Below are 20,605 nucleotides of genomic sequence, written 5' to 3'. Positions count from 1 at the left end.
TTAGCTGTAAGCCTTAAGCTATAAGTTTCAAGCAGCCCGAGTGGGCTGCTTTTTTATGGCAATAAAAAAGCGCGACATCAAATGCCGCGCTCTTTTTTACTTGAAGCTTAAAACTTTCAGCTTTTAGCTTAGATTGCTTTAAAACGAATCGCTGTGCCGCCGCTGGTGGCAAGCTTTAACGTTAGCTTATCATCAGCAGTCACTATGCGTTTTTCTACTTTTAAGTCGTAAGGGTTATTTACCCATTCAGCTTTGTCACCGTCGCGGTAGATTTGCGCTTCAAACTTTTTACCTTTATCTAAGAAGTCTAACTTCACTTCTAGAGTGCGGGCTTTTTCGTCTGTAACAGCACCTAGATACCAGTCGTTACCTGAGTATTGATCACGCTTGCGTTCTTTACGTGCAAATACAACGAAATCGCCAACTTCACCTTGTAGTGCAATACTTTGTTGCCAATCAGTTGGTACATCCTGAATAAACTGGAATGCATCTGGCTTCGCTAAATAATTACGTGGTAAATCTGCCGCCATTTGAATTGGGCTGTACATTACAACGTATAGCGCTAATTGCTTCGCTAGGGTTGTTTGTGGGCGGTTGGTATCAGCACCTAAACCGTTAAAGCCCATATCAAAAATACCTGGCGTAAAGTCCATTGGGCCTGCAAGCATACGCGTGAAAGCTAGCATTGGAATATGCTCTGGTGGGTTCGGCGGTGTACCCCATGCGTTAAACTCTTGACCACGAGCACCTTCACGAGCAATCCAGTTCGGGTATGTACGACGTAGGTCGGTATCTTTCACAGGCTCATGCGTGTTGATACTAATTTTATGTTTTGCAGCAAGTTTTACGTTGTGTAGGTATTCATTAACCATGAACTGACCATCGTGCCACTCTTTGCGTACAATACCATTTTCATCGATACGCTTGATGTTACCACCGTCGGCGACATAACCTGTTTTAACTTGGCTTACATTTGATTTTTCGTATAACGCAAATGCATCTTCCATTTGGTTACGGTAGTTAGTCACGTTACCCGACGTTTCGTGGTGACCGATTAATTGTACGCCTTTTTCTTTGCCGTAACGTGTCAGCTCCTCAATATCAAAGTCGTCATAAGGTTGTGTAAAGCTAAAAACGTCACCGTTATAGAACCAGTCGCCATCCCAGCCAATATTCCAGCCTTCGACTAGCACGCCATCGAAGCCATATTTAGCAGCGAAGTCCATGTAATATTTCGTGTTTGCAGTGGTTGCACCATGAATTTTACCGCTACCCCAAGTATTTTCATTGATGTGCATACCCCACCAAATACCTACGTATTTACCCGGTTTAACCCAAGATACATCACCCAGCTTATTTGGCTCATTTAGGTTTAAGATGATATCTGAGTTGATTAAATCAACGGCTTCATCACCAATTTGAATTGTACGCCAAGGAGTATTAAATGCGCCGTGCTTTTTAACCGCTACACCGTCTGACCAAGGTGTTAAATCGGCTTGGAAGGTACCATCACGACGTTGATTTAACACCATGCCTGCATAATCAACAAGGGCAGCTTCGTGAATACTAATATGCACACCCTCTTTATTTTTTATAGTAAATGGTGTGTGCACAAGTGCTGCTTTATGAAGTGGGGTGGTGTTATAAACATATTCATAACGGTTCCAACCACGAGCGGGGATCCACCAAGCTGTTGCATCTGATGAGTCTGTAATTGCAAATTCTGTAAGCTCTTTAGTGATTTCTACATCATCATAGCCAGCTTGTTTTGGTAATTCGTATCGAAAACCTACACCATCATTAAAAGCGCGAAAACGTACCGTAAACGTGCCACCTTGTGGTTGTGGTTTTTTAAAAGTAACAGCGACTTCGTTATGGTTATCAACTACAGTTTGGCGCTCACCCCAAGGTTGATCCCAGCTGCTTTTTACCGAATCAGTGGTTTGGCTGCTAATTTTGTAACCTTCGCTCATTGCTGGTTGTTGTTTAAAAACAAGGCCTAACGAAGAGTTAGCAATGACTTGTTTACCTGCAAAGCTGATTTCGTAGCTAGGTGTGTGTTGCTCATCTGAGATAGTTACTTTGATCTGCCCATCAGGTGAACTGACGGTTGTGGTTTGTGCTAGGCAAGTACCTGAAAAGGCTGCTAACATTAAGGCAGTTAATCGCATTGTTGTTCCTTGGCGGCTTATGGTTATGGATTGTTGTCACGTATTCAATACATCCTTAAAGCATAAAGTGACTTGCCGGTTAATACGAGAGATCTGCATACGTATTCAACAAAGTGAACGCTGCGATATCAGCCCTGCACCTAAAAAGGTTAAGCAAAATGATAAGAATAACCCTGTTGCTACTATTGTTTAGTCAAAGTTTATTGGCACAGCAAATACAGATAGTTGATAAGCAGAATCAGCCAGTCAAGAATGCCGTGGTTTGGCTCAAAGGTTCAAAACAACTTGCTGTTGCTGATAGTCACTACACCATGAGTCAAAAAGAACGTGCCTTTGTGCCTCATGTGCTGGCAGTGCCACAAGGAGCAAATGTTGAATTTCCTAACCTTGATTCAATCATGCACCACGTTTATTCATTTTCTAAAACAAAGCAATTTGAGTTAAAGCTTTACCACGATAAACCCGAAAAACCGATTAACTTTGCACAATCGGGGGTTGTTGAGCTTGGCTGTAACATTCATGACTGGATGCTGGGTTACATTGTGGTCGTCGATGGTGGGATCTATGGGCAAACAGATGATCAAGGTATGGTTGAATTAAGCTTACCTGAAAGTAAGTTTACTCTGGCTGTTTGGCATGACCGCTTTAATGATATCAGTACACCAGAAACTATCGAGATAACGAACAATGCAAAGTCGTTGAGCTATCAGTTAAAGCAAAACTTATTACCAAAATTAGAACTAAGCAGTGACGAGTTTGATGATTATGAATAAATGGCAAGCCTTGCTATTGGCGAGTGTTTTTGGGTTGCCTGCAGTGGTATATGCTGAGCATGATGGGCTGGTAACTGTTTCGGCTGTGCGTGGTGACCAACTAGCGAGCTATCAGCGCAAAGGAATTGGCTTATACCGTTATGACCAAGAGCATGATGGTGTTGTGATATCCCAAGCTATGCTGAGTAGTCGTTTTGAGTTAAATAGCGATTGGTCTGCGCACACAGTACTTAACGCTCACCCTGATCCAGAACTAACAGTTGGTTTAACTCAGGCTTATTTGCAATATCAGCCTCTTACAGCTAGTCGTTACAAATGGGCTGTTAAAGCGGGTGGCTTTTATCCAAAAATGTCGCTTGAGAACCCGCAAAATGGCTGGATGTCACCTTATAACTACACTAATTCTGCGATTAATACTTGGATTGGCGAAGAAGTGCGGACTTTTGGTTTAGAGGCAAACATTAAGCGCCCAGGTAGGCAATTTAGAAGTAATCATAGTTTTGAAGGCTTTGCTGCGGTTTTTAAAGGCAACGATCCTGCTGGGACGTTGCTGTCATGGCGTGGCTTTGCTATGCATGACAGGCAGACTACGTTCAATGAACAAATTGATTTTGCTGTTCCACGTTCATTTGAATGGTCGCAGCTAGATAAGCAAGCCGAGCACGTGCAGCCTTTCGAAGAAGTAGATGGGCGTTTTGGCTATTACGTTGGCGCTCATTGGGATTATCAAAAAAAATCACAATTACGTGTCTATTATTATGACAACAATGGCGATCCAGGTGCTTTGAATACCCGTACTGGTCAATATGCGTGGGATACACGTTTTTTAAGCGCGGCATGGTTGTATAAATTTAATAAGCAAACACGCATTATTGTACAGCTCCTTGATGGTAAAACTGCGATGGGCACAAATCGTGGGGTAGACAATGATTTTTATAGCCATTTTGTTTTATTAAGCCACAAGTTAGACCAGCATCGTCTCACAATTAGGTATGATTATTTCAAGGTTAGCGATCATGATGATTGGCAATTTGATCCTAACCAAAGTCGTGGAGAAGCTTTAACCGCAAGTTGGCGTTATCAACTGTCAACCAAGTGGCAAGTAGGTGCTGAATATTCAGTGCTGAGCAGTGACGCTCAAAACAGACCCGGTATGGGATTTAATGAGCATAACTCGCAGCAGCAATTTCAGCTTTCAGCGAGTTGGCACTTTTAATTTCATACAGTTTTATATTTTTCAGCTAAGATTCAATAAGCATGCTGGTTTCGATTTTTAATTAGGAAAATGTATGAATTTACAAAGCATTCGCGTTAAAAGTTCCCTACCGATTATTTTGTTAGGCATTGCCATTCTTATTCTAATTGCAGGCTACACTTATCTTATCAGTTTGCAAAAACAAGCTGTTGACGCGCAATCAGAACGATTTTTGAATGCGATTTCGGTCGTTGTTAATGCTGATAGAGATATTTACCAAGCAAAGGTTGCCGAGCTTACTCTTGTTACAAGCAGTAACACAGATAAAACTTATCTAAATGAACATCAAGAAAATGCCGATCAAGTTAAAGAGCGCTTTGGGCAATACTTGTCTTACATGTCACCTTACACCGAGGTAGTCGACCGGTTCCGTCATTTTGATAGCGCATTTGATTCATGGTATTCGGCATCAAAAAACTTTATTAATGACCCACAAAACAGTGAAAAAAAGCAGATTGCTGAACAAACATTTTCAGCTCTGAGGGATATTTTAGATAAAGCAGGCGAAGCAGCAGATAAAACATCAAAATCTGAAACTGAGAAGTTAATGGATGGTGTTATCAGCTTTAAAGTTAAACTAATGATAATGATCGCTATCGTTTTACTTGTCGCTGGTTGGTTTAGCTATTATGTACCTCGACAACTCACGAAGCAGATTAACTTTGTGACAGAGCGAATTAATGAGATTGCGTCGGGAGATGGTGATTTAACAGGCCGTATCAATGTAAAAACACAAGACGAGTTTGCAGAACTTGCGACGGCTTTTAACGGGTTTTTAGATAACCTACAACAACTTATCAAAGACATACTTGGACAGGCTAAAGAGCTGCATAATTTAGGTCGTGACCTTGATAATTTTGCTAATCAGAACCATCAAATAAATCAAAAGCTTAGCCAAGCATCTGAATCAATAGTTAGTGCAGTACATGAAATGAGCGTTGCAAGTCGTGAGGTTGCAGGTGTGGCACAAAACTCATCCCATGAAGCTGACAACTCACAGCAACTGGCTAAACAAGGCTTGGCTGCGGTTGATAACTCGAGTCGAAAAATTGTTGCCTTGTCAGATAATATGGAACATGCCAGCCAACGTTCCACTGAACTGCAACAAAGCTCAGACAACATTGCTAAAGTGCTTGAAGTTATTCGCGCTATAGCTGAGCAAACTAACTTACTTGCACTCAATGCCGCAATTGAAGCTGCGCGAGCTGGTGAGCAAGGGCGAGGTTTTGCGGTGGTTGCAGATGAGGTTCGTACCCTAGCAACTCGGACCCAAGAAAGCACTAATGATATTCAAACTATGGTTGAGCAATTTGCAGCCAGTGTTGAGCAATCCTTACAGGCGATTAATAGTGGTAAGCGTTTTGCTGATGAAGCAGTAGAATCGTTTACCCAAACTAACGATATACTTAACTCGATGCAAGAATCATCGGTCAAAGTAAATGATATGGCGATGCAAACAGCACAAGCAACTGAAGAGCAAACTGCTGTTGCAGATGAAATTAGTCAAAACCTGTCTGATCTAAACGATCAAACCCAACATGGAGGCGGGTTAGCGAGTTCAACACAAGAGGTCGCTAACCGTATGAATCAGCTTACTGACGAACTGAATCAGTTAGTTAATAGATTTAAGGTTTAATACAACAAAAAAGGGCTCAATGAGCCCTTTTTTCATCTAGTCAAAACGCTTACTTTTTCTCGAAAGCACGTTTCATATAATTAGGTGTGGCTAATGCACCGTGGTGAATACCTGCATTATAGTATTCAGTGCTTTGCGCAAGTTTATTGGCATCATCTTCACGAAAACCAGCGAACGCTTCTGACTTACGAGCAAGCGTTACAGACCATAAACCACTTGGATAAATTGGTTGTGGGAAAGGCAGCGTTTGTAAGTCAACAAAGCCCACTTCAGTCATTGCATCACGCATTTCAACTAAAAGTGGCATGTGCATAAGTGGCGATTCACTTTGCTGAATTAAGATGCCACCTGGGCGAAGTGCAGTTAAACAGCTGGTATAGAAAGCGTGGTTAAATAAACCTTCGCCTGGATAACTGGATCTGTACCATCAACAATGACTACATCGATTGATTCTGGCGCTGCTTCGCGCATGTACTTGATGCCGTCATCAAACATCACTGTAGCACGCGGATCTTGATTTGATTCACACAGCTCAGGGAAGTATTTAAGTGACATTTGTGTCACGACTTCGTCGATATCAATTTGCGTTACGTTTTCAACACTTGGGTGTTTTAATACTTCGCGTAAAGTACCGCAGTCACCACCACCAATGATCACAACATTTTTTGGATTTGGGTGTGCAAGCAATGCCGGATGGCTGATCATCTCGTGGTAAAAAAAGTTTTCACGGCTACTTACCATAGTACAACCGTCAATAATCATCAGATTACCGAAGTCAGTTGTTTCGTACATTTCTACTTTTTGAAATGGCGATTGCTGTTCATCAAGCTTCTTAGTAATGCGTAATGAAAAGGCACTACCATCACGGTCACTAATTTCAGTGAACCAGTTATTTTGATCTAAATTAGCCATCTTGCTTATACACTTTTGGTTAATGGTAAAAAAGGGGTGCAATTTTGCCAGTGCTTGGCTAATTGCTCAATCAAATTTTAATCAGTATAGCGAATATTTTTTATCACTTTGGCATACAGCGCAATTTTTGTTAGCGTGGTCAGCCCTAGCGTATTAAAATGTGCGTTTATATTTAATGAATTTACAGAAGACATTGCCATGACTTGGGGTTTAGATAAAGCACGCGAAACATACAATGTTGCTCACTGGAGTGACGGTTACTTTGACATCAACGCACAAGGTGAGCTGGTGGCTTACCCTGATGGCGATCAAACTAAAGCCGCGGTGTCTTTATCTGAACTGACTGAGCAATTTAAAAAGCAAGGTCTTACCCTACCTGTTTTAGTGCGTTTTACCGATATCTTACAAAATCGCGTTGAAACGCTGACTAGCGCATTTACCAAAGCACGAAATTCCCGTGAATACCAAGGTAGTTATACCTGTGTTTATCCAATTAAAGTTAATCAACAGCGTTCTGTGGTCAGTAAACTACTTGCTCACCCAAGTGGTTTAGTGGGCCTTGAAGCCGGCTCAAAACCTGAGCTGATGGCTATTTTAGGTGTAGCACAAGAGCCAATTACCATCGTTTGTAATGGTTATAAAGACAGTGAGTTTTTACGCTTAGCCTGTATTGGCCAAGGCATGGGTCATAAGGTTCATATTGTTGTAGAAAAACTTTCTGAGCTAACTACTCTATTGGCAGAAATTGATGACCTAGGCATCGAGCCATCAATTGGGATTCGTATTCGCTTAAACTCGGTTGGTAAGGGGAAATGGCAGAATACCGGTGGCGAAAAAGGTAAGTTTGGTTTAACAGCAGGGCAAGTGCTATCTGCGGTTGAGCTGCTTAAATCGCGCAATAAACTTCATTTAATGCAACTAGTGCATTTCCACATCGGCTCGCAAATTGCCAATATCCGCGATATTCATCGCGCACTGCGTGAATGTGCTCGTCACTTTGCAGAGTTAACACAGTTAGGCGTACCACTTAATACCGTGGATGTCGGTGGCGGTTTAGGTGTTGATTACGAAGGCTCTGGGTCACGTAGTTCGTGTTCAATGAACTACAGTGTTGAAGAATATGCGCGTAATGTAGTTAATGCGTTTGCTGAAGTGTGTCAGCAACATGACCTAAAACACCCTGCCATTATTACCGAGTCAGGCCGTGCGTTAACAGCGCACCACGCGGTATTAATTACAGATGTTATTGATGTTGAGCGTGCGCCAAACCATGCAAATCCAACGGCGCCAGAGGCAGGCAGTGTATTGGTACTAGATGAAATGTGGCAGTGTTTACAGCGTTTAACACCGCGTATGGCGTTGGAAATTTATCATGATGCAATGCATCTATTCAGTGAAGCCCATGACCAATATGTGCATGGCCTACTCACTATGCTTGAGTGGGCGAAGCTCGAGCAGTTGTATTTCACAATTTTACATCGTGTTCGTGCATCACTTAGTGAGAATGCCCGTTCACATCGAGAAGTGTTAGACGATTTAAACGAGAAACTTGCCGATAAGCTCTTCGTTAACTTCTCATTATTTCAGTCACTCCCCGATGTCTGGGGGATTGGGCAGTTATTCCCTGTCATGCCAGTTGAAAACTTGCATCAGCCATTAACACAGCGCGCCATTATTCAAGACATTACCTGTGACTCAGATGGGCAAATTCGTGATTATGTCGAAGGCACAGGCATAGAGAGCAGCTTACCTATTCCTGAGTACAAGCAAGGTCAGCAATACCATATTGCAATGTTTTTAGTGGGTGCGTATCAAGAGATTTTAGGTGATTTACATAACCTGTTCGGCGATACAGATTCAGTGCATGTTGAGCTTACAGAAGCAGGCTATCAACTGACTAATGCCATTAAAGGTGACAGTGTTAAGGACGTATTAAAGTTTGTTGATTATGATAGCGAGATTCTTGCTGAAAACTTTGCAAAACGGGTCAACTCACTGGCAATTGATGAGCAATCTAAGGCACAATATTTATCAGAACTAAATGCAGGCCTTGCTGGCTATACGTATTTTGAAGATTAAGCGTTAAAGGAATAAGTAGTAATGTCGATGATCCGTTGTGTGTTCAGTTTTTTATTTTACACCCTCAATACCCTTTTTTGGTTTGTGCCTATTTTTATTTGTGGCCTCATAAAGCTTATTCCAATCAAGCCATTGCAAAAATTAATGAGTTGGATTGCTAAGCAATGCGCCACTATGTGGGTGAGTTGCAACAGCATCAACCAAAACATATTTGCTTCATATAATCTGAACGTGACAGGTCTTGAGCAGTTAAAAGCGAAAGACTGGTACTTGGTGATCGCGAATCATCAAAGCTGGGTCGATATCGTTGTTATGCAACGTCTGTTTAATCGCCGTATTCCGTTTTTAAACTTTTTCTTGAAAAAAGAGCTGATATACGTTCCTTTCTTGGGTCTTGCATGGTGGGCGTTGGATTTCCCATTCATGACTCGTACGAGTAAAGCCCAGTTAAAGAAAAACCCTAAATTGCGTGGCAAAGACTTAGAAACCACGCGCAAAGCCTGTGAAAAGTTTAAAGAAATGCCAGTGAGTATTGTTAACTTTGTTGAAGGTACGCGTTTTACTGAGCAAAAGCATTCTCGCCAAAATAGTCCTTTTGAGCACCTATTAAAGCCGAAAGCGGGCGGGGTTGCGTTTGTTATGCAAGCAATGGGTGAACAAATTTCCAAAGTAGTGAATGTAACCATTCATTACCCTGGTGGTATTCCTAGCTTTGTGGACTTTGCTAGTGGTCGAGTAAAGCAAGTCGATGTGCGAGTAGAAGTGATGGAAGTGAGTCCAAATTTGATTGGGGATTATACGGGCGATGCAGAGTTTAGAGTAAATTTTCAAGCTGAGCTAAATCGAATTTGGGAAGAAAAAAATCAACAGTTAGCCGAATTAGAAGCTAAAACGCAGTAGTATTGCTAACGCAGTCGAGAGCACACATATGTTAAAGAAATTTTTACCAAATTGGTTAACAGGCGTTCTAGTTAGTATTGTCTTGTTTGCTAATGTGATTATTTGGGGCACGCTGGTGCTGCTGTTTGGTGTGCTTAAGTTACTACTGCCATTTAAGGTGGTTAGCGATATTCTTCATTTAGCTTATCGCGGTTGGTGTAAAGGTAACCGCTTTGCCTTGTGGTTAGGTTGCCCAGTAATTGAAATTGATATTAAAGGTAAAGTTACTACAGATGGTTGGTACTTACTTATCTCTAATCATATGAGCTGGCTAGACATTGTTGTTCTGAGTGCAATCGATGTTTTACCCGCGCCAAAGTTTTTCTTAAAAGATGAGCTGAAGTATGTGCCATTCATTGGCACTGGCGCATGGGCTATGGGTATGCCTTTTATGAAGCGGGTGAGCAAAGCGCAACTGGCAAAAAATCCTAAGCTGAAAGGGCTTGATGTTGAGCGCACCAAACGTAGCTGCCGTGATTTTCGTAATCACCCAACAACAATCATTAACTTTGTTGAAGGCACGCGCTTTACAAGTCAAAAGCACAGTAAGCAAAATAGTCCGTTTACTTACCTTTTAAAGCCCAAAGCAGGCGGTATAGCATTTGCTCTTGAGGTGTTAGGTGAGCAATTTGATGCATTATTAAATACCTCGATTATTTATCAGGGGGAGGGCGACCATATTTGCCGTAACCTGATGCGTGACCGTTTAAACGTGATTAAAGTTGAAGTGCAAGTGCAAGCAATTAGCGCAGAGATGATTGGTGATTATCAGCATGACCGTGCATTTAGAACGGTTTTCCAACAACATATTAATGAGTTGTGGTTACAAAAAGATGCTCAGCTACTAACTTATCACCAAGCTCAGCAAGCTGAGTACCTTGATACCATCAATAAGGAGATTGAAGCGCCATGAAGCAAACTCACCTACAAGAGTTGGTGATGCCTTGGTTTGAATCAATGCCAGACGCGGCGCTAATAAGTGCATTAACCGCTACAGCTATCGGCGTTGGCTCATTACTAATAATTTACATGTTTACCCGTCGCTTATTACTACCGGGTATTCAAAAGGTTGTTACACGCCTGTCTCCTGAGCGTATTGGTGCGCTCACACCTATGCTCAATAAGTTAAACCGTCGTTTTGCAGGGATATTGTGCTGTGTACTTTATTTAGCGACCTTCGATTATGTTTATCCAGTTCATGATGTCGCTGCATTAGTACTTAAAACGGTGGGTCAAATTGCACTGATCATTTACGGTGGCTTCATTTTAAGTAGTGTGGTGAGCATTGCTGGTGGTATTTATAACCAGCTTGATTTTGCGCGCGATATTCCGATTCAGGGCTTGATCCAAGTTGTAAAACTTATCACTTTTATGGTTTGCGCCATTCTCATTGTGAGCATTTTGCTAGAGAAGTCGCCAACTTATATTTTGTCTGGCTTTGGTGCGATAGCGGCGGTGACCTTACTCGTATTTAAAGACACCATTTTGGGTTTTGTCGCCAGTATTCAAATAGCAGCAAATCGACTAGTAACTTATGGTGATTGGATCCAAGTGGATAGCTATGGCGCAGACGGTGAAGTTATCGACCTTGGCTTAAATACAGTAAAAGTGCGTAACTGGGATAACACGATTACAACCATTCCAACTTACATGTTAGTTGCAGGGTCATTTAAAAACTGGCGTGGTATGCAAGAGTCAGGTGGTCGTCGTATCAAGCGTTCTTTAAACATTGATATGAATAGTATTCGTTTGGTGGATGATGCTTTTCGAGAGCAAATTGATGATGCAATTCCTTTGCATGACTACATACGAGTAGCAAATTTACCTAACCCAGTAACAAATCTTGGCTTATTTAGACGTTATGCTGAAGGTTACTTAAAGCAACATGAAAAAATTAATCGTGATTTAACTTTAATGGTGCGAGAGCTGCAACCAATAAATCATGGTTTACCTATTGAGTTTTATTGCTTTAGTGAGGATAAGCGCTGGATTTCATACGAGCACTTGCAAGCAGAGATCATGGATCATCTACTTGCTGTACTGCCTATTTTTGGGCTTAGACCTTATCAAAGTGTTACGGGTCAGTTGAGCACAAGCGAAGCCCAAACTGGCTTAAAGCCTAGTATCAAGGTAGCTAATCCTCCACGTGAGAAAGCTTAAAGCTGACCAATCAATAAGCTAATCGTAATAAAGCCTAACAAAAGCCACCAAATAGGTGGCTTTGCCATTCTTAGCCATGTAAATGCTGCAATGACTAAAGCTACTTGCCATAGATTTTGCACTGCCGATTGCCAAATCGGTGAATAAAGAGCAGCGGCTAAAAACCCCACTACAGCGGCATTTAGCGCTGCGATACTGCCTGCAAAGCGTGGCTTATCTGCTAACTGTAACCAGCTTTTCATAAAGGCTAACATCAACAAAAAACCCGGTAAGAAAATCAGGATGGTCGCGACAATAGCACCTACAAGTGGAATGCTTGGTGTAACTTGTGCGCCCAAATAAGTAGCGATAGTAAACATCGGTCCAGGTATGGCTTGGGCACTGGCATAAGCCGATAAAAACTGCTCAGTTTCAAGGCTCGGTACACCAGCTTGTAAAATAGGTAACACAACGTGACCGCCACCAAAGACCATAGCGCCAGTTTGATAAAATGGTGCAAACAAAGAAAGCCATTCACCGAAAGGTAAAAAACTAATTAATAACAAGATGGCAAATAAGCCAAGTGGTAACCAAGCAATTTTCACTGATTTTTGCTCTTGGCTTTCAGGTAATTTAAGTTGTGGATAGCACCAACCTATAGCCGCTGCTGCAATAAGTACTAAAATTTGGCTCGATAATTGTGAGAAAATAATCAATACAACAGTACTTAGCACTGCTATAAGTTTATGTAAGTGGTTTTTGCAAAAGCTCATTGCCATGCTATAGGTTGCATCGGCAACAATCACTACTGCAAAGAGTTTTAGCCCAGCAATTACTGCAAAGTATATATCACCAAATTGATGAGCGCTTAGAGCCAGAAAAAACATGATTAAAAATGAGGGTAGGGTAAACCCAATAAAAGCGCACAGGTCACCCAATACCCCTCCTTTTTCAACCCCCATCGCAAAGCTAACTTGACTCGAACCTGGGCCCGGTAATGCTTGGCTAAGACTAATCAGTTGGGCATAGCGTTCAGCAGAAAGCCATTTTAAATTATCAACAAAGTGGCGTTTGAAGTAACCAAGGTGTGCTGCAGGGCCACCAAAGCTCATACAGCCTAATAAAAAGAATTGCTTAAATATGATGAATAACATTGATTTGCCATCAGTAATTTTTTTTCAATTATGACAAAATTGTATGACATTTTTGTGGTTTTTATGACACAAGGCCGTCTACAATATACAGAACCAGTGAACGTAGTCATGAGTATCACTATGAAACACTACATTGCAAGTTTGTTGTTATTTTTTTTCAGTGGCTTAGTATCTGCGAACTCTTATGAGAAAGTGTTGGTGGCTGTTGATCATGCGCCCCCTTATGGCATGATTTCTGATGATGGTAAAGTGAGTGGCGCAATTGTTGATATTATGCGTGAAATGCAACCTAGCTTACCAATTAAGTTTGAGTATGTTGCTTGCCCATTTTCTCGTTGTTTAAAGATGCTTGAGCAAAATGAGCTGGATGTGATGGGCGGCCTTATTCGCACAGAAGCGCGCGAACAAAAAATGCAGTTTCTTACCCCGCCGTATATGATGCTGTCGTCTTCTTTCGTGTTTTATGCAAAAGCTGATAGCGAGCTTAAAATAAACAATTATCAAGACCTAGTCGGTAAGCGCATTGCGGTAATGCGAGGTGCGGCGCATTTTCCCCGCTTCGACACTGATAAAACCCTCACTAAAATCGAGGCTTTAAGCGAACATAATGCTTTTGAGATGTTATTAAAAAATCGTGTTGATTTAGTGATTGCTGTTGAAGAGACTGCAGATTATGCCTCCGTTTTTTTGCAGCGACCTTCACAAGAAATTGTAAAAATGCCTTATCGCTATAAAGATGTTATTTATGGTCACATTGCCCTAAGTAAACAGTTTGCAAGCTCGAGTTTAGCCGAAAAAATTCAAGAGCGCCTCAATACCTTAGTCCTCAATGGCCGTTTAACAGAATTGGTCAAAAGTTATAACTTACCTCCGGTTACTGCTGTAGCAATCGATAAGTAACCCATTCTTCATAGTTTGTTCATAGACGTTCATTCATAATTGTTAACAATTCAATTTGAATAATTGCCATGGAGAGACACATGACTTTTACAAAATCAGTTTTAACAGTGGGCGTATTAGCCGTTTTATTGACAGGTTGTGAGACAACGAATACAGGTAAAGGCGCTGCGATTGGTGCTGCTACAGGTGCCGTTCTAGGTAAAGCAACTGGCGACCACGATGATAAACGTATCTTCATTGGTGCGGCTATTGGTGCATTAGCAGGTGCAGCCGTTGGCGATTATATGGATAAGCAAGAAGAAGCATTTCGCGATGAGCTAGCAGGCTCAGGTGTTGAAGTGGTTCGTGAAGGCGACAATATTCGTCTAGTCATGCCATCAAATATTACTTTTGCAACTGACCAATCTTATATTTCGTCGGGCTTTCATAGCACCTTAGATGCGATTGCTAAGGTGATGAATAAATACGAAAAAACCTACTTAAGCGTAGAAGGTCATACCGACAGCACAGGTAAAGATAGCTACAATATGACGTTATCTCAACAACGTGCGCAAAGCGTAAAAGATTACTTAGTGAATCATCAGATTATGTCTGCGCGTATCAGCACACGAGGCTATGGTGAAACACGCCCTGTGGCAAGCAATGACTCAGCAAATGACCGAGCTTTAAACCGCCGCGTAGAAATTCAGATCGTACCGAATACACAAGGTTAGATTTTATATCTAGATTTGTGGTCAGGTTTGATATGCCCTTTCAAACCTGACATTTCCCTTCTTAATCTCGATTAAACTGTAATTCGCACAATTGTTTATACAATGGGTTAGTCTCAAACAATTGCTGATGCGTACCCGTTGCAATAATTTCTCCTTTATCCATCACGACAATCACATCGGCGTGTTTAACCGTTGCCAAACGATGGGCAATGATCAGTGTTGTTCTGTCTTTCATTAGATGCTCAAGGGCAGCTTGTACATGAAACTCACTTTGTGCGTCGAGTGCACTGGTTGCTTCATCAAGCAATAAAATTGCAGGGTCTTTTAATATTGCGCGGGCCAGAACTATGCGTTGTTTTTGCCCACCTGAAAGCCTAACACCTTGCTCCCCTAAAAAGCTGTGGTAACCATCTGGCAGTTGACTAATAAACTCATCGGCATGGGCATATTTGGCCGCCGCATATACTTGCTCGTCGCTGGCGCTTGGGTTGCCATAACGTATGTTATGCATTACGTCTGAGCTAAATAAAATTGGGTTTTGTGCCACCATCCCCATTTGCTGGCGTAAGCAATCAAGAGAGAGTGCTTTTATGTTTATTCCTGCCAGCGAAATACTCCCTGAACTTGGGTCGTAAAAGCGCTGCAGTAACTCAAACAACGTTGTTTTACCAGCCCCCGATGGGCCAACGATAGCAAGAGTTTGACCTTGTTTTACTTGTAAATTCAGCGTATTTAAAGCGGCTTTATCTGGCCTTGAAGGGTAATGAAAAGATACCTCATTAAACTCGATAGCAGGGTGATTAAGTTTGTTTGCTTCAAGTTGTGCATCATGATTTGTATCCGGACTTTTGATCATGCTTTCAACGGCAAGTAGCTCTAATAGCCGTGCTGCCGCACCTGCGGCTCTTTGCAGCTCACCATACACTTCGGCAACGGTTGCTACAGACATCGCCACCATAATCGCATAGAACACGAAAGCACCTAGCTCACCACCTGTCATAGTGCCAGCTAATACGTCACTGCCACCAACCCAAAGCATCACGCTAATAGCACTAAAGGTCAGAAATATCACCGCTGCAATCAAAAACGAGCGCTGTTTGATTCGGCTCTTCGCTACTTGAAACGCCTTGTTGGTCTCTTCGCTAAATGCTGCTTTTTCACGTTCTTCATGGCTATAACTTTGCACTACTTTAATATTTTGAATGATCTCACCAGCATAGGTGCTGATATCGGCAATGGCATCTTGGCTTGAGCTTGCTAGTTTTCTTACTTTTCGGCCAAAAATCATCATCGGCACTAATACTACTGGTACGCAGGCAACAACGACAAGGGTCAGCTTTAAGTTGGTAATTAGTAACATAGCCAAGCCACCAATCAGCATTAAACTACTACGTAGTGCCATTGAAAAAGAGGAACCAATGATAGATTGCAATAAGGTGGTGTCGGTGGTCAGGCGCGACATCAGCTCGCCACTACGGTTTTCTTCAAAGTAGCTCGGGTGTAATGTAACGATGCGATCAAACACGGCTTTACGGATATCGTTACTGACTCGCTCACCAATCCACGACATTAAATAAAAGCGACAAAAAGTACCTACAGCTAATAAGCTTATTAAACCAATCAACACCATTACTGCTTGTTGAAGCTGAGCTTGTGAGCCTGCAATAAAGCCATGGTCGATAACAAATTTAACGCCTTGTCCGAGTGATAAGTTAACAGCGTAGTAAGCAGCAAGGCGCCAAGGGCCGTAAACACCATCCATTTATAGGGTTTTATAAAAGCTAAAATCGGTAACAGGCTGCTAAATGCGGCCTTTTCTTTATTGGTAGACATGCTAGATTCTTGTTGATGAATAGGGTATAGATATGGTTATCAATGCTCTAAAAATCAACAGTTATTAAGGGATTAGTATGGAATCTACAACGATCAGTGGTCAATTCACCGTAAAGTTAAACCCAATTGGCGGCTATGCCACAGGGCAAGATGGCGTAAATTTGGGACGCATGTCGATTGATAAACAGTTTTCAGGTCCATTAGAAGCAACAAGCCAAGGCGAAATGCTCAGTGCCATGACTGCAACTCAGGGCAGTGCAGGTTATGTAGCGATAGAGCAAGTTGTTGGTAGCTTAGAAGGTAAGCAAGGCAGTTTTGTGCTACAACATTTTGGCACCATGGATAAAGGGGCTGACCGATTGATTTTAGAAGTGGTACCAGACTCAGGCGTAGGTGAACTTGAAGGTATTTCTGGTAAAATGGCAATTCGAATTGAATCGGGTATTCATCATTATGACTTTGAATACCAACTGACGGACTAACATGCAAAAAGTTGTAGAGTTTAAAAAGAAACGCTTTTTTGGCGGCATCGATATTGATGCATTAAATCAACGAGTGTTCGAATTAGGACAAGCAGGTTGGCAAGTGAAAACCATCACTACAGCAACAGGGGTTTATGGTCAGATAACATCCGTTTTATTGCTAATCGAGAATAACGAATAATGACACTAACTGAGTGGTTGAGTTTAGTTTTAATTTGCGTGATGGGAGCGATGTCGCCGGGGCCGAGTTTAGCTGTGGTTTTAAAGCACAGTTTACATGGCGGTATGAAGAATGGCATGTTAGCGGCGTTAAGCCATGGTATTGGGGTTGGCTTTTATGCGTGTGCCTCGTTACTTGGTTTAGGTGCGCTGATGACTCAGTTGCCAACGCTTTATCAAGTGCTGGTCTATGGCGGTGCAGCCTATCTCGCATATTTGGGTATTCGTATTTTGTTAGCTAAACCTAGCTCGCAAACATTGAATGTTGAGCAGACTAAGCCGAGTCCTCGTAGCGCATTGCAAGATGGCTTTGCTATTGCCTTTTTAAACCCAAAACTTGCGGTGTTCTTTTTAGCACTGTTTTCGCAATTTATTGATCCTGAAAAGCTGACTTTGCAAGTTGGTTTAATCATGTGTTTAACGGTATTTGTGCTTGATACGGGCTGGTATCTAGTTGTTGCACTGTTAACCGACATATCAAAAAAGCGTTTTGGTTTCACCAAGACAAATCCATGGCTCGAAAAATTGTTAGGGGTTATCTTTATTGCCTTAGCTGTTCGCGTTGTAGTCAGTTTATAGGGAGCCTATGATGACAGAAACCAGTTTATTGAGTGCCAGCTTTGATCCAAAAGTAAAACAGTATTGGTTATTACTGGGTATTTTTACCTGTGTGATTAGTATGGTAGGGAGCCCTTTCATTCCCATTGTTGCGTTAATAATCTGGCTGGTGGCAGGGCGTATTTTAGCGGCGATGTCAGCCACGTTGTTAACACGTAAGTTAGTGGTAAAACGCGGTGTCTTCTTTAAAGAAGAAAAATCGATCCCACTTGAAAAAATAACCGATGTAGCACTTAGCCAAGGCCCTTTAATGCGCCAATTTGGTCTTTATCGACTGAGCTTTGAAACGGCAGGTCAATCAGGGCAAGGTGCATTAGTATCATTGCTCGGAGTGGTTGATGCAGAGACGTTTCGCGAGGCAATCTTAAAACAAAAAGATGAGATGACTCAAAGCAGCAGTATTAAAGCTGAGCATCAACCTGAAGATAGTCAGTTAGAACTGCTGCGTTCACTTACTTATAGCGTAAAAAACATTGAGCAAATGTTAGTTACGCTATTAGATGAAAAGCGTTAAGCCATTTGTAAAGTAGGGTTACCAGCTTGTACGCTGAGCGCTTTTTGACGCTCGCTAAGCAGTGTGTAATCGGCTGTTTTAACGCTACTTACATAATGCCACTGGGCAAGCGCTTGTTGTTGAGTAAAGGTGACGGTTAAGTAGCCGCGTTCAACTAAGTTATTGTAAGCTAGGTCGTTAACCAATAATGCAATGACTTGCTCAATTTGTGCGACAGCTTCGCTCGATTGCGTATTTAACGCTAAGTAGTTCTCAAGACCTGGTGATGAAACCGAAGATGTTGCAAATTCAACACCAGCTGCGGCTTTAGCAGAAACAGGATTGCTTGCATCAGTGACTAATTGTCCTGCCCAACTGTTATGCGTATCACCTGCCAAAACGACCAAATTCTTTTGTGCTGCAATTGCAGTCCCAAGTATTTGCTCGCGCTCATAAGCATAGCCATCCCATGCGTCAAGATTATAAGGTGCTGTTGTTTCTACACGTGCTCGCTGTTCACTAGTAACCGTTGGATCGCCAGCTAATACGCGCCCTTTAATTTGCGCAAGCTCACTAAATAATGTGTTTGCTTGAGCAAGTAATGCCGAGGGATCAGCACCGTTTGCTTGAGTCACTTGAATATTCATTAGTAACTGTAAAATCTCGAGTGGCAAATGCATTTTGGTCATCAGCACCTGTTGCCCAAGTACTTGCCATTGTGTTGTTGCTGTCGTTAAACCATCAGTCAGCCATGTAAGTTGCTCGTTACCTAATAAAGCACGAGTAGGTGAGCTAATTGCTGCAACAAAGTCAGTTTGTCCTTGGCTGCTGGTTAAGTCGAAATCCGCATAATTAACTTGCTCGTCGCGCGCCAAAACACGGGTATCGAGCATGTGTAATGACACTAAATTACCAAACTCAAAGCGTCGATAAATACGTTCTTTATCGGCAACATTACGGATAGGCATCCATTCAAAGTATGCTTGTAGCGCATGCATTTTGCGCTCGCTAAATTCACCTTCGCCGTCGTTGTGATTTTCAGCGCCACTATGCCATGTATCATTAGTTATTTCATGGTCGTCCCAAACAGTAATAAATGCACAATGACTATGGGCAGCTTGCAGGTTTTCGTCTTTACGATAATGGGCGTAACGTTTGCGATAATCCGCTAAAGAAATGATTTCATCGCTATTGTCATCAGGTAATAAACGGCCAAGTTCGGCGGCATCTTCAGTGGCATAACCCGTATTACCATATTCATAGATGTAGTCACCTAGGTGCAGTACTGCATCTAAATCGGTTTGTTTTGCGATTTCGCCATACACATGGAAGTAGCCTGCAGGATAGTTAGCGCAAGAGACAACGGCAAATTTTACTTGTTCTATGTTGTCGGTTGGAAGTGTTTTACCTGCTCCAGTGGGTGAGGTTTTACCATTACTTATGAAGCGGTAGTAATAGGTGGTGTTGGCATCGAGACCTTGCAGATCAACTTTTAAGGTGAAGTCAGTTGCATCGCTTACCTGTGTTTCGCCATCATGGCTAATGGTTGTAAAGTTAGCATCTGTTGAGGCTTGCCAAACTACGTTAACACTCGTGACGTTTTCAAGAGGTGTTATGCGAGTCCAAATAATGAGGCTGTCAGCGAGCGGGTCGCCACTGGCAACACCGTGATCAAAGCTGACAGGGATTTGCTTTGTAGTTTCGTCATCATCGTCATTAAGACTACAGCCCGTTAAACCAAAAGATAAAACGGCGGCTCCAAAACCAGCCGCCGATGCTTTTAAAAAGCGTCTGCGCGTAAAAGTCATTGCTCTGTACCTATAAGTAGAAAAGTACGAGCTTATCCGACCAGTGTTACTGTTCTATGAAGTTAAAACACCTGACAAATTTGTTCTGTATTACAGGTGATTACAGTGACATTTTCGTAACCAACACGAGTCAGTGCTTCGGCACTCAGTGTGGCGCGGGCACTACTTGCACAGTGTAAGTAAATGGAATTTGCAGGATCTTTTTCAATTTCCATTAATTTCATTTCAAGTACACCACGTGGGATATTAATTGCACCTGTCGCTGCTTTAGTTGCGTGCTCAGCAGGCTCACGTACGTCAATTAATAAACCATGGTTTTCGCTTAGCTCTTGTTTTGCTTGGTCAGCGCTAATGCGGCGCTGGTTTGGGGCAACAATTTTCATTAAGTCAGGAATTGGTGTCAGCATACTAATCCTCCATGCCAAGTTTTCGTAAAAGGGTGATGTATTTAATATATTAGATAACACTATATTAGTAAATT

The 20,605-nt window shown here is 42.1% G+C and carries 17 protein-coding genes and 2 pseudogenes; 13 read left to right on the top strand and 6 right to left on the bottom strand.

Going from position 1 to position 20,605, the window contains the following annotated elements:
• Positions 1-128: 128 nt before the first annotated feature.
• Positions 129-2,171: a glycoside hydrolase family 97 protein gene (locus tag ACRWSG_RS07735; protein WP_462166001.1), complete on the bottom strand. Its 2,043-nt coding sequence runs from the start codon at positions 2,169-2,171 to the stop codon at positions 129-131.
• A gap of 158 nt (positions 2,172-2,329) precedes the next feature.
• On the opposite strand from ACRWSG_RS07735, the gene ACRWSG_RS07730 reads away from it, so the two are divergent.
• From ACRWSG_RS07730 to ACRWSG_RS07720, 3 genes are all read left to right on the top strand, one after another.
• A complete protein-coding gene (locus ACRWSG_RS07730) occupies positions 2,330-2,944 on the top strand; it encodes a methylamine utilization protein (protein ID WP_054554425.1) in 615 nt (204 codons plus the stop codon).
• On the top strand, positions 2,931-4,160 hold the full coding sequence (locus tag ACRWSG_RS07725) for a hypothetical protein (RefSeq protein WP_462166000.1): 1,230 nt from the start codon (positions 2,931-2,933) through the stop codon (positions 4,158-4,160). Before ACRWSG_RS07730 ends, ACRWSG_RS07725 begins: the two co-directional genes overlap by 14 nt.
• A gap of 73 nt (positions 4,161-4,233) precedes the next feature.
• A complete protein-coding gene (locus tag ACRWSG_RS07720; protein WP_054554423.1) occupies positions 4,234-5,835 on the top strand; it encodes a methyl-accepting chemotaxis protein in 1,602 nt (533 codons plus the stop codon).
• Positions 5,836-5,884: 49 nt separating this feature from the next.
• Here the strand turns inward: ACRWSG_RS07720 and speE are convergent.
• Positions 5,885-6,747 (bottom strand): annotated as a pseudogene (gene speE, locus ACRWSG_RS07715) (polyamine aminopropyltransferase).
• A 198-nt stretch (positions 6,748-6,945) separates the two neighbouring features.
• On the opposite strand from speE, the gene speA reads away from it, so the two are divergent.
• Genes speA through ACRWSG_RS07695 form a run of 4 tightly spaced genes read left to right on the top strand, consistent with a single transcriptional unit; the run spans position 6,946 to position 11,925 of the window.
• Entirely contained in the window at positions 6,946-8,826 is a 1,881-nt protein-coding gene (gene speA, locus ACRWSG_RS07710) for a biosynthetic arginine decarboxylase (protein ID WP_462166914.1), read from the top strand.
• Between the two features lie 21 nt (positions 8,827-8,847).
• On the top strand, positions 8,848-9,726 hold the full coding sequence (locus tag ACRWSG_RS07705; protein ID WP_054554421.1) for an acyltransferase: 879 nt from the start codon (positions 8,848-8,850) through the stop codon (positions 9,724-9,726).
• A 28-nt stretch (positions 9,727-9,754) separates the two neighbouring features.
• Positions 9,755-10,678, top strand: coding sequence for an acetyltransferase (locus tag ACRWSG_RS07700; RefSeq protein ID WP_462165999.1), 924 nt, complete (start codon positions 9,755-9,757; stop codon positions 10,676-10,678).
• Positions 10,675-11,925, top strand: coding sequence for a mechanosensitive ion channel family protein (locus tag ACRWSG_RS07695; protein ID WP_054554419.1), 1,251 nt, complete (start codon positions 10,675-10,677; stop codon positions 11,923-11,925). Before ACRWSG_RS07700 ends, ACRWSG_RS07695 begins: the two co-directional genes overlap by 4 nt.
• Here ACRWSG_RS07695 and chrA read toward each other — a convergent pair.
• Positions 11,922-13,058, bottom strand: a complete 1,137-nt coding sequence (gene chrA, locus ACRWSG_RS07690) for a chromate efflux transporter (RefSeq protein WP_462165998.1) — start codon at positions 13,056-13,058, stop codon at positions 11,922-11,924. The two genes, ACRWSG_RS07695 and chrA, sit on opposite strands and share 4 nt — an antisense overlap.
• A gap of 120 nt (positions 13,059-13,178) precedes the next feature.
• Between chrA and ACRWSG_RS07685 the strand changes: the two genes are divergently transcribed.
• Together ACRWSG_RS07685 and ACRWSG_RS07680 are read left to right on the top strand one after the other, a co-directional pair.
• Positions 13,179-13,958: a substrate-binding periplasmic protein gene (locus ACRWSG_RS07685; protein ID WP_462165997.1), complete on the top strand. Its 780-nt coding sequence runs from the start codon at positions 13,179-13,181 to the stop codon at positions 13,956-13,958.
• A gap of 80 nt (positions 13,959-14,038) precedes the next feature.
• Entirely contained in the window at positions 14,039-14,671 is a 633-nt protein-coding gene (locus ACRWSG_RS07680; RefSeq protein ID WP_462165996.1) for an OmpA family protein, read from the top strand.
• Positions 14,672-14,732: 61 nt separating this feature from the next.
• Here the strand turns inward: ACRWSG_RS07680 and ACRWSG_RS07675 are convergent.
• A pseudogene (locus ACRWSG_RS07675) lies at positions 14,733-16,504 on the bottom strand (ABC transporter transmembrane domain-containing protein).
• Between the two features lie 77 nt (positions 16,505-16,581).
• On the opposite strand from ACRWSG_RS07675, the gene ACRWSG_RS07670 reads away from it, so the two are divergent.
• From ACRWSG_RS07670 to ACRWSG_RS07655, 4 genes are read left to right on the top strand one after another with little or no spacing between them, the layout of a single operon-like run.
• Positions 16,582-16,986, top strand: a complete 405-nt coding sequence (locus ACRWSG_RS07670) for a DUF3224 domain-containing protein (protein ID WP_235373247.1) — start codon at positions 16,582-16,584, stop codon at positions 16,984-16,986.
• Between the two features lies 1 nt (position 16,987).
• Positions 16,988-17,167: a DUF4177 domain-containing protein gene (locus ACRWSG_RS07665; RefSeq protein ID WP_054554414.1), complete on the top strand. Its 180-nt coding sequence runs from the start codon at positions 16,988-16,990 to the stop codon at positions 17,165-17,167.
• The gene (locus ACRWSG_RS07660; RefSeq protein WP_199528402.1) at positions 17,167-17,784 is read left to right on the top strand and encodes a LysE family translocator; all 618 of its coding nucleotides are present in this window, start codon (positions 17,167-17,169) and stop codon (positions 17,782-17,784) included. The genes ACRWSG_RS07665 and ACRWSG_RS07660 overlap by 1 nt, the downstream gene beginning before the upstream one ends.
• 10 nt (positions 17,785-17,794) lie before the next feature.
• On the top strand, positions 17,795-18,337 hold the full coding sequence (locus tag ACRWSG_RS07655) for a PH domain-containing protein (RefSeq protein WP_462166912.1): 543 nt from the start codon (positions 17,795-17,797) through the stop codon (positions 18,335-18,337).
• Here the strand turns inward: ACRWSG_RS07655 and ACRWSG_RS07650 are convergent.
• Together ACRWSG_RS07650 and ACRWSG_RS07645 are read right to left on the bottom strand one after the other, a co-directional pair.
• Positions 18,334-20,124 carry an alkaline phosphatase D family protein gene (locus tag ACRWSG_RS07650; RefSeq protein ID WP_199528401.1) on the bottom strand — a complete coding sequence of 597 codons (1,791 nt, stop codon included), beginning with the start codon at positions 20,122-20,124 and terminating at the stop codon, positions 18,334-18,336. The genes ACRWSG_RS07655 and ACRWSG_RS07650 overlap by 4 nt on opposite strands.
• A 62-nt stretch (positions 20,125-20,186) precedes the next feature.
• Entirely contained in the window at positions 20,187-20,531 is a 345-nt protein-coding gene (locus ACRWSG_RS07645) for a rhodanese-like domain-containing protein (protein ID WP_462165995.1), read from the bottom strand.
• Positions 20,532-20,605: the final 74 nt, after the last annotated feature.

The sequence above is a fragment of the Pseudoalteromonas sp. GB43 genome, from assembly GCF_054923805.1.
This window is presented reverse-complemented; position numbering and strand designations above follow the sequence as displayed.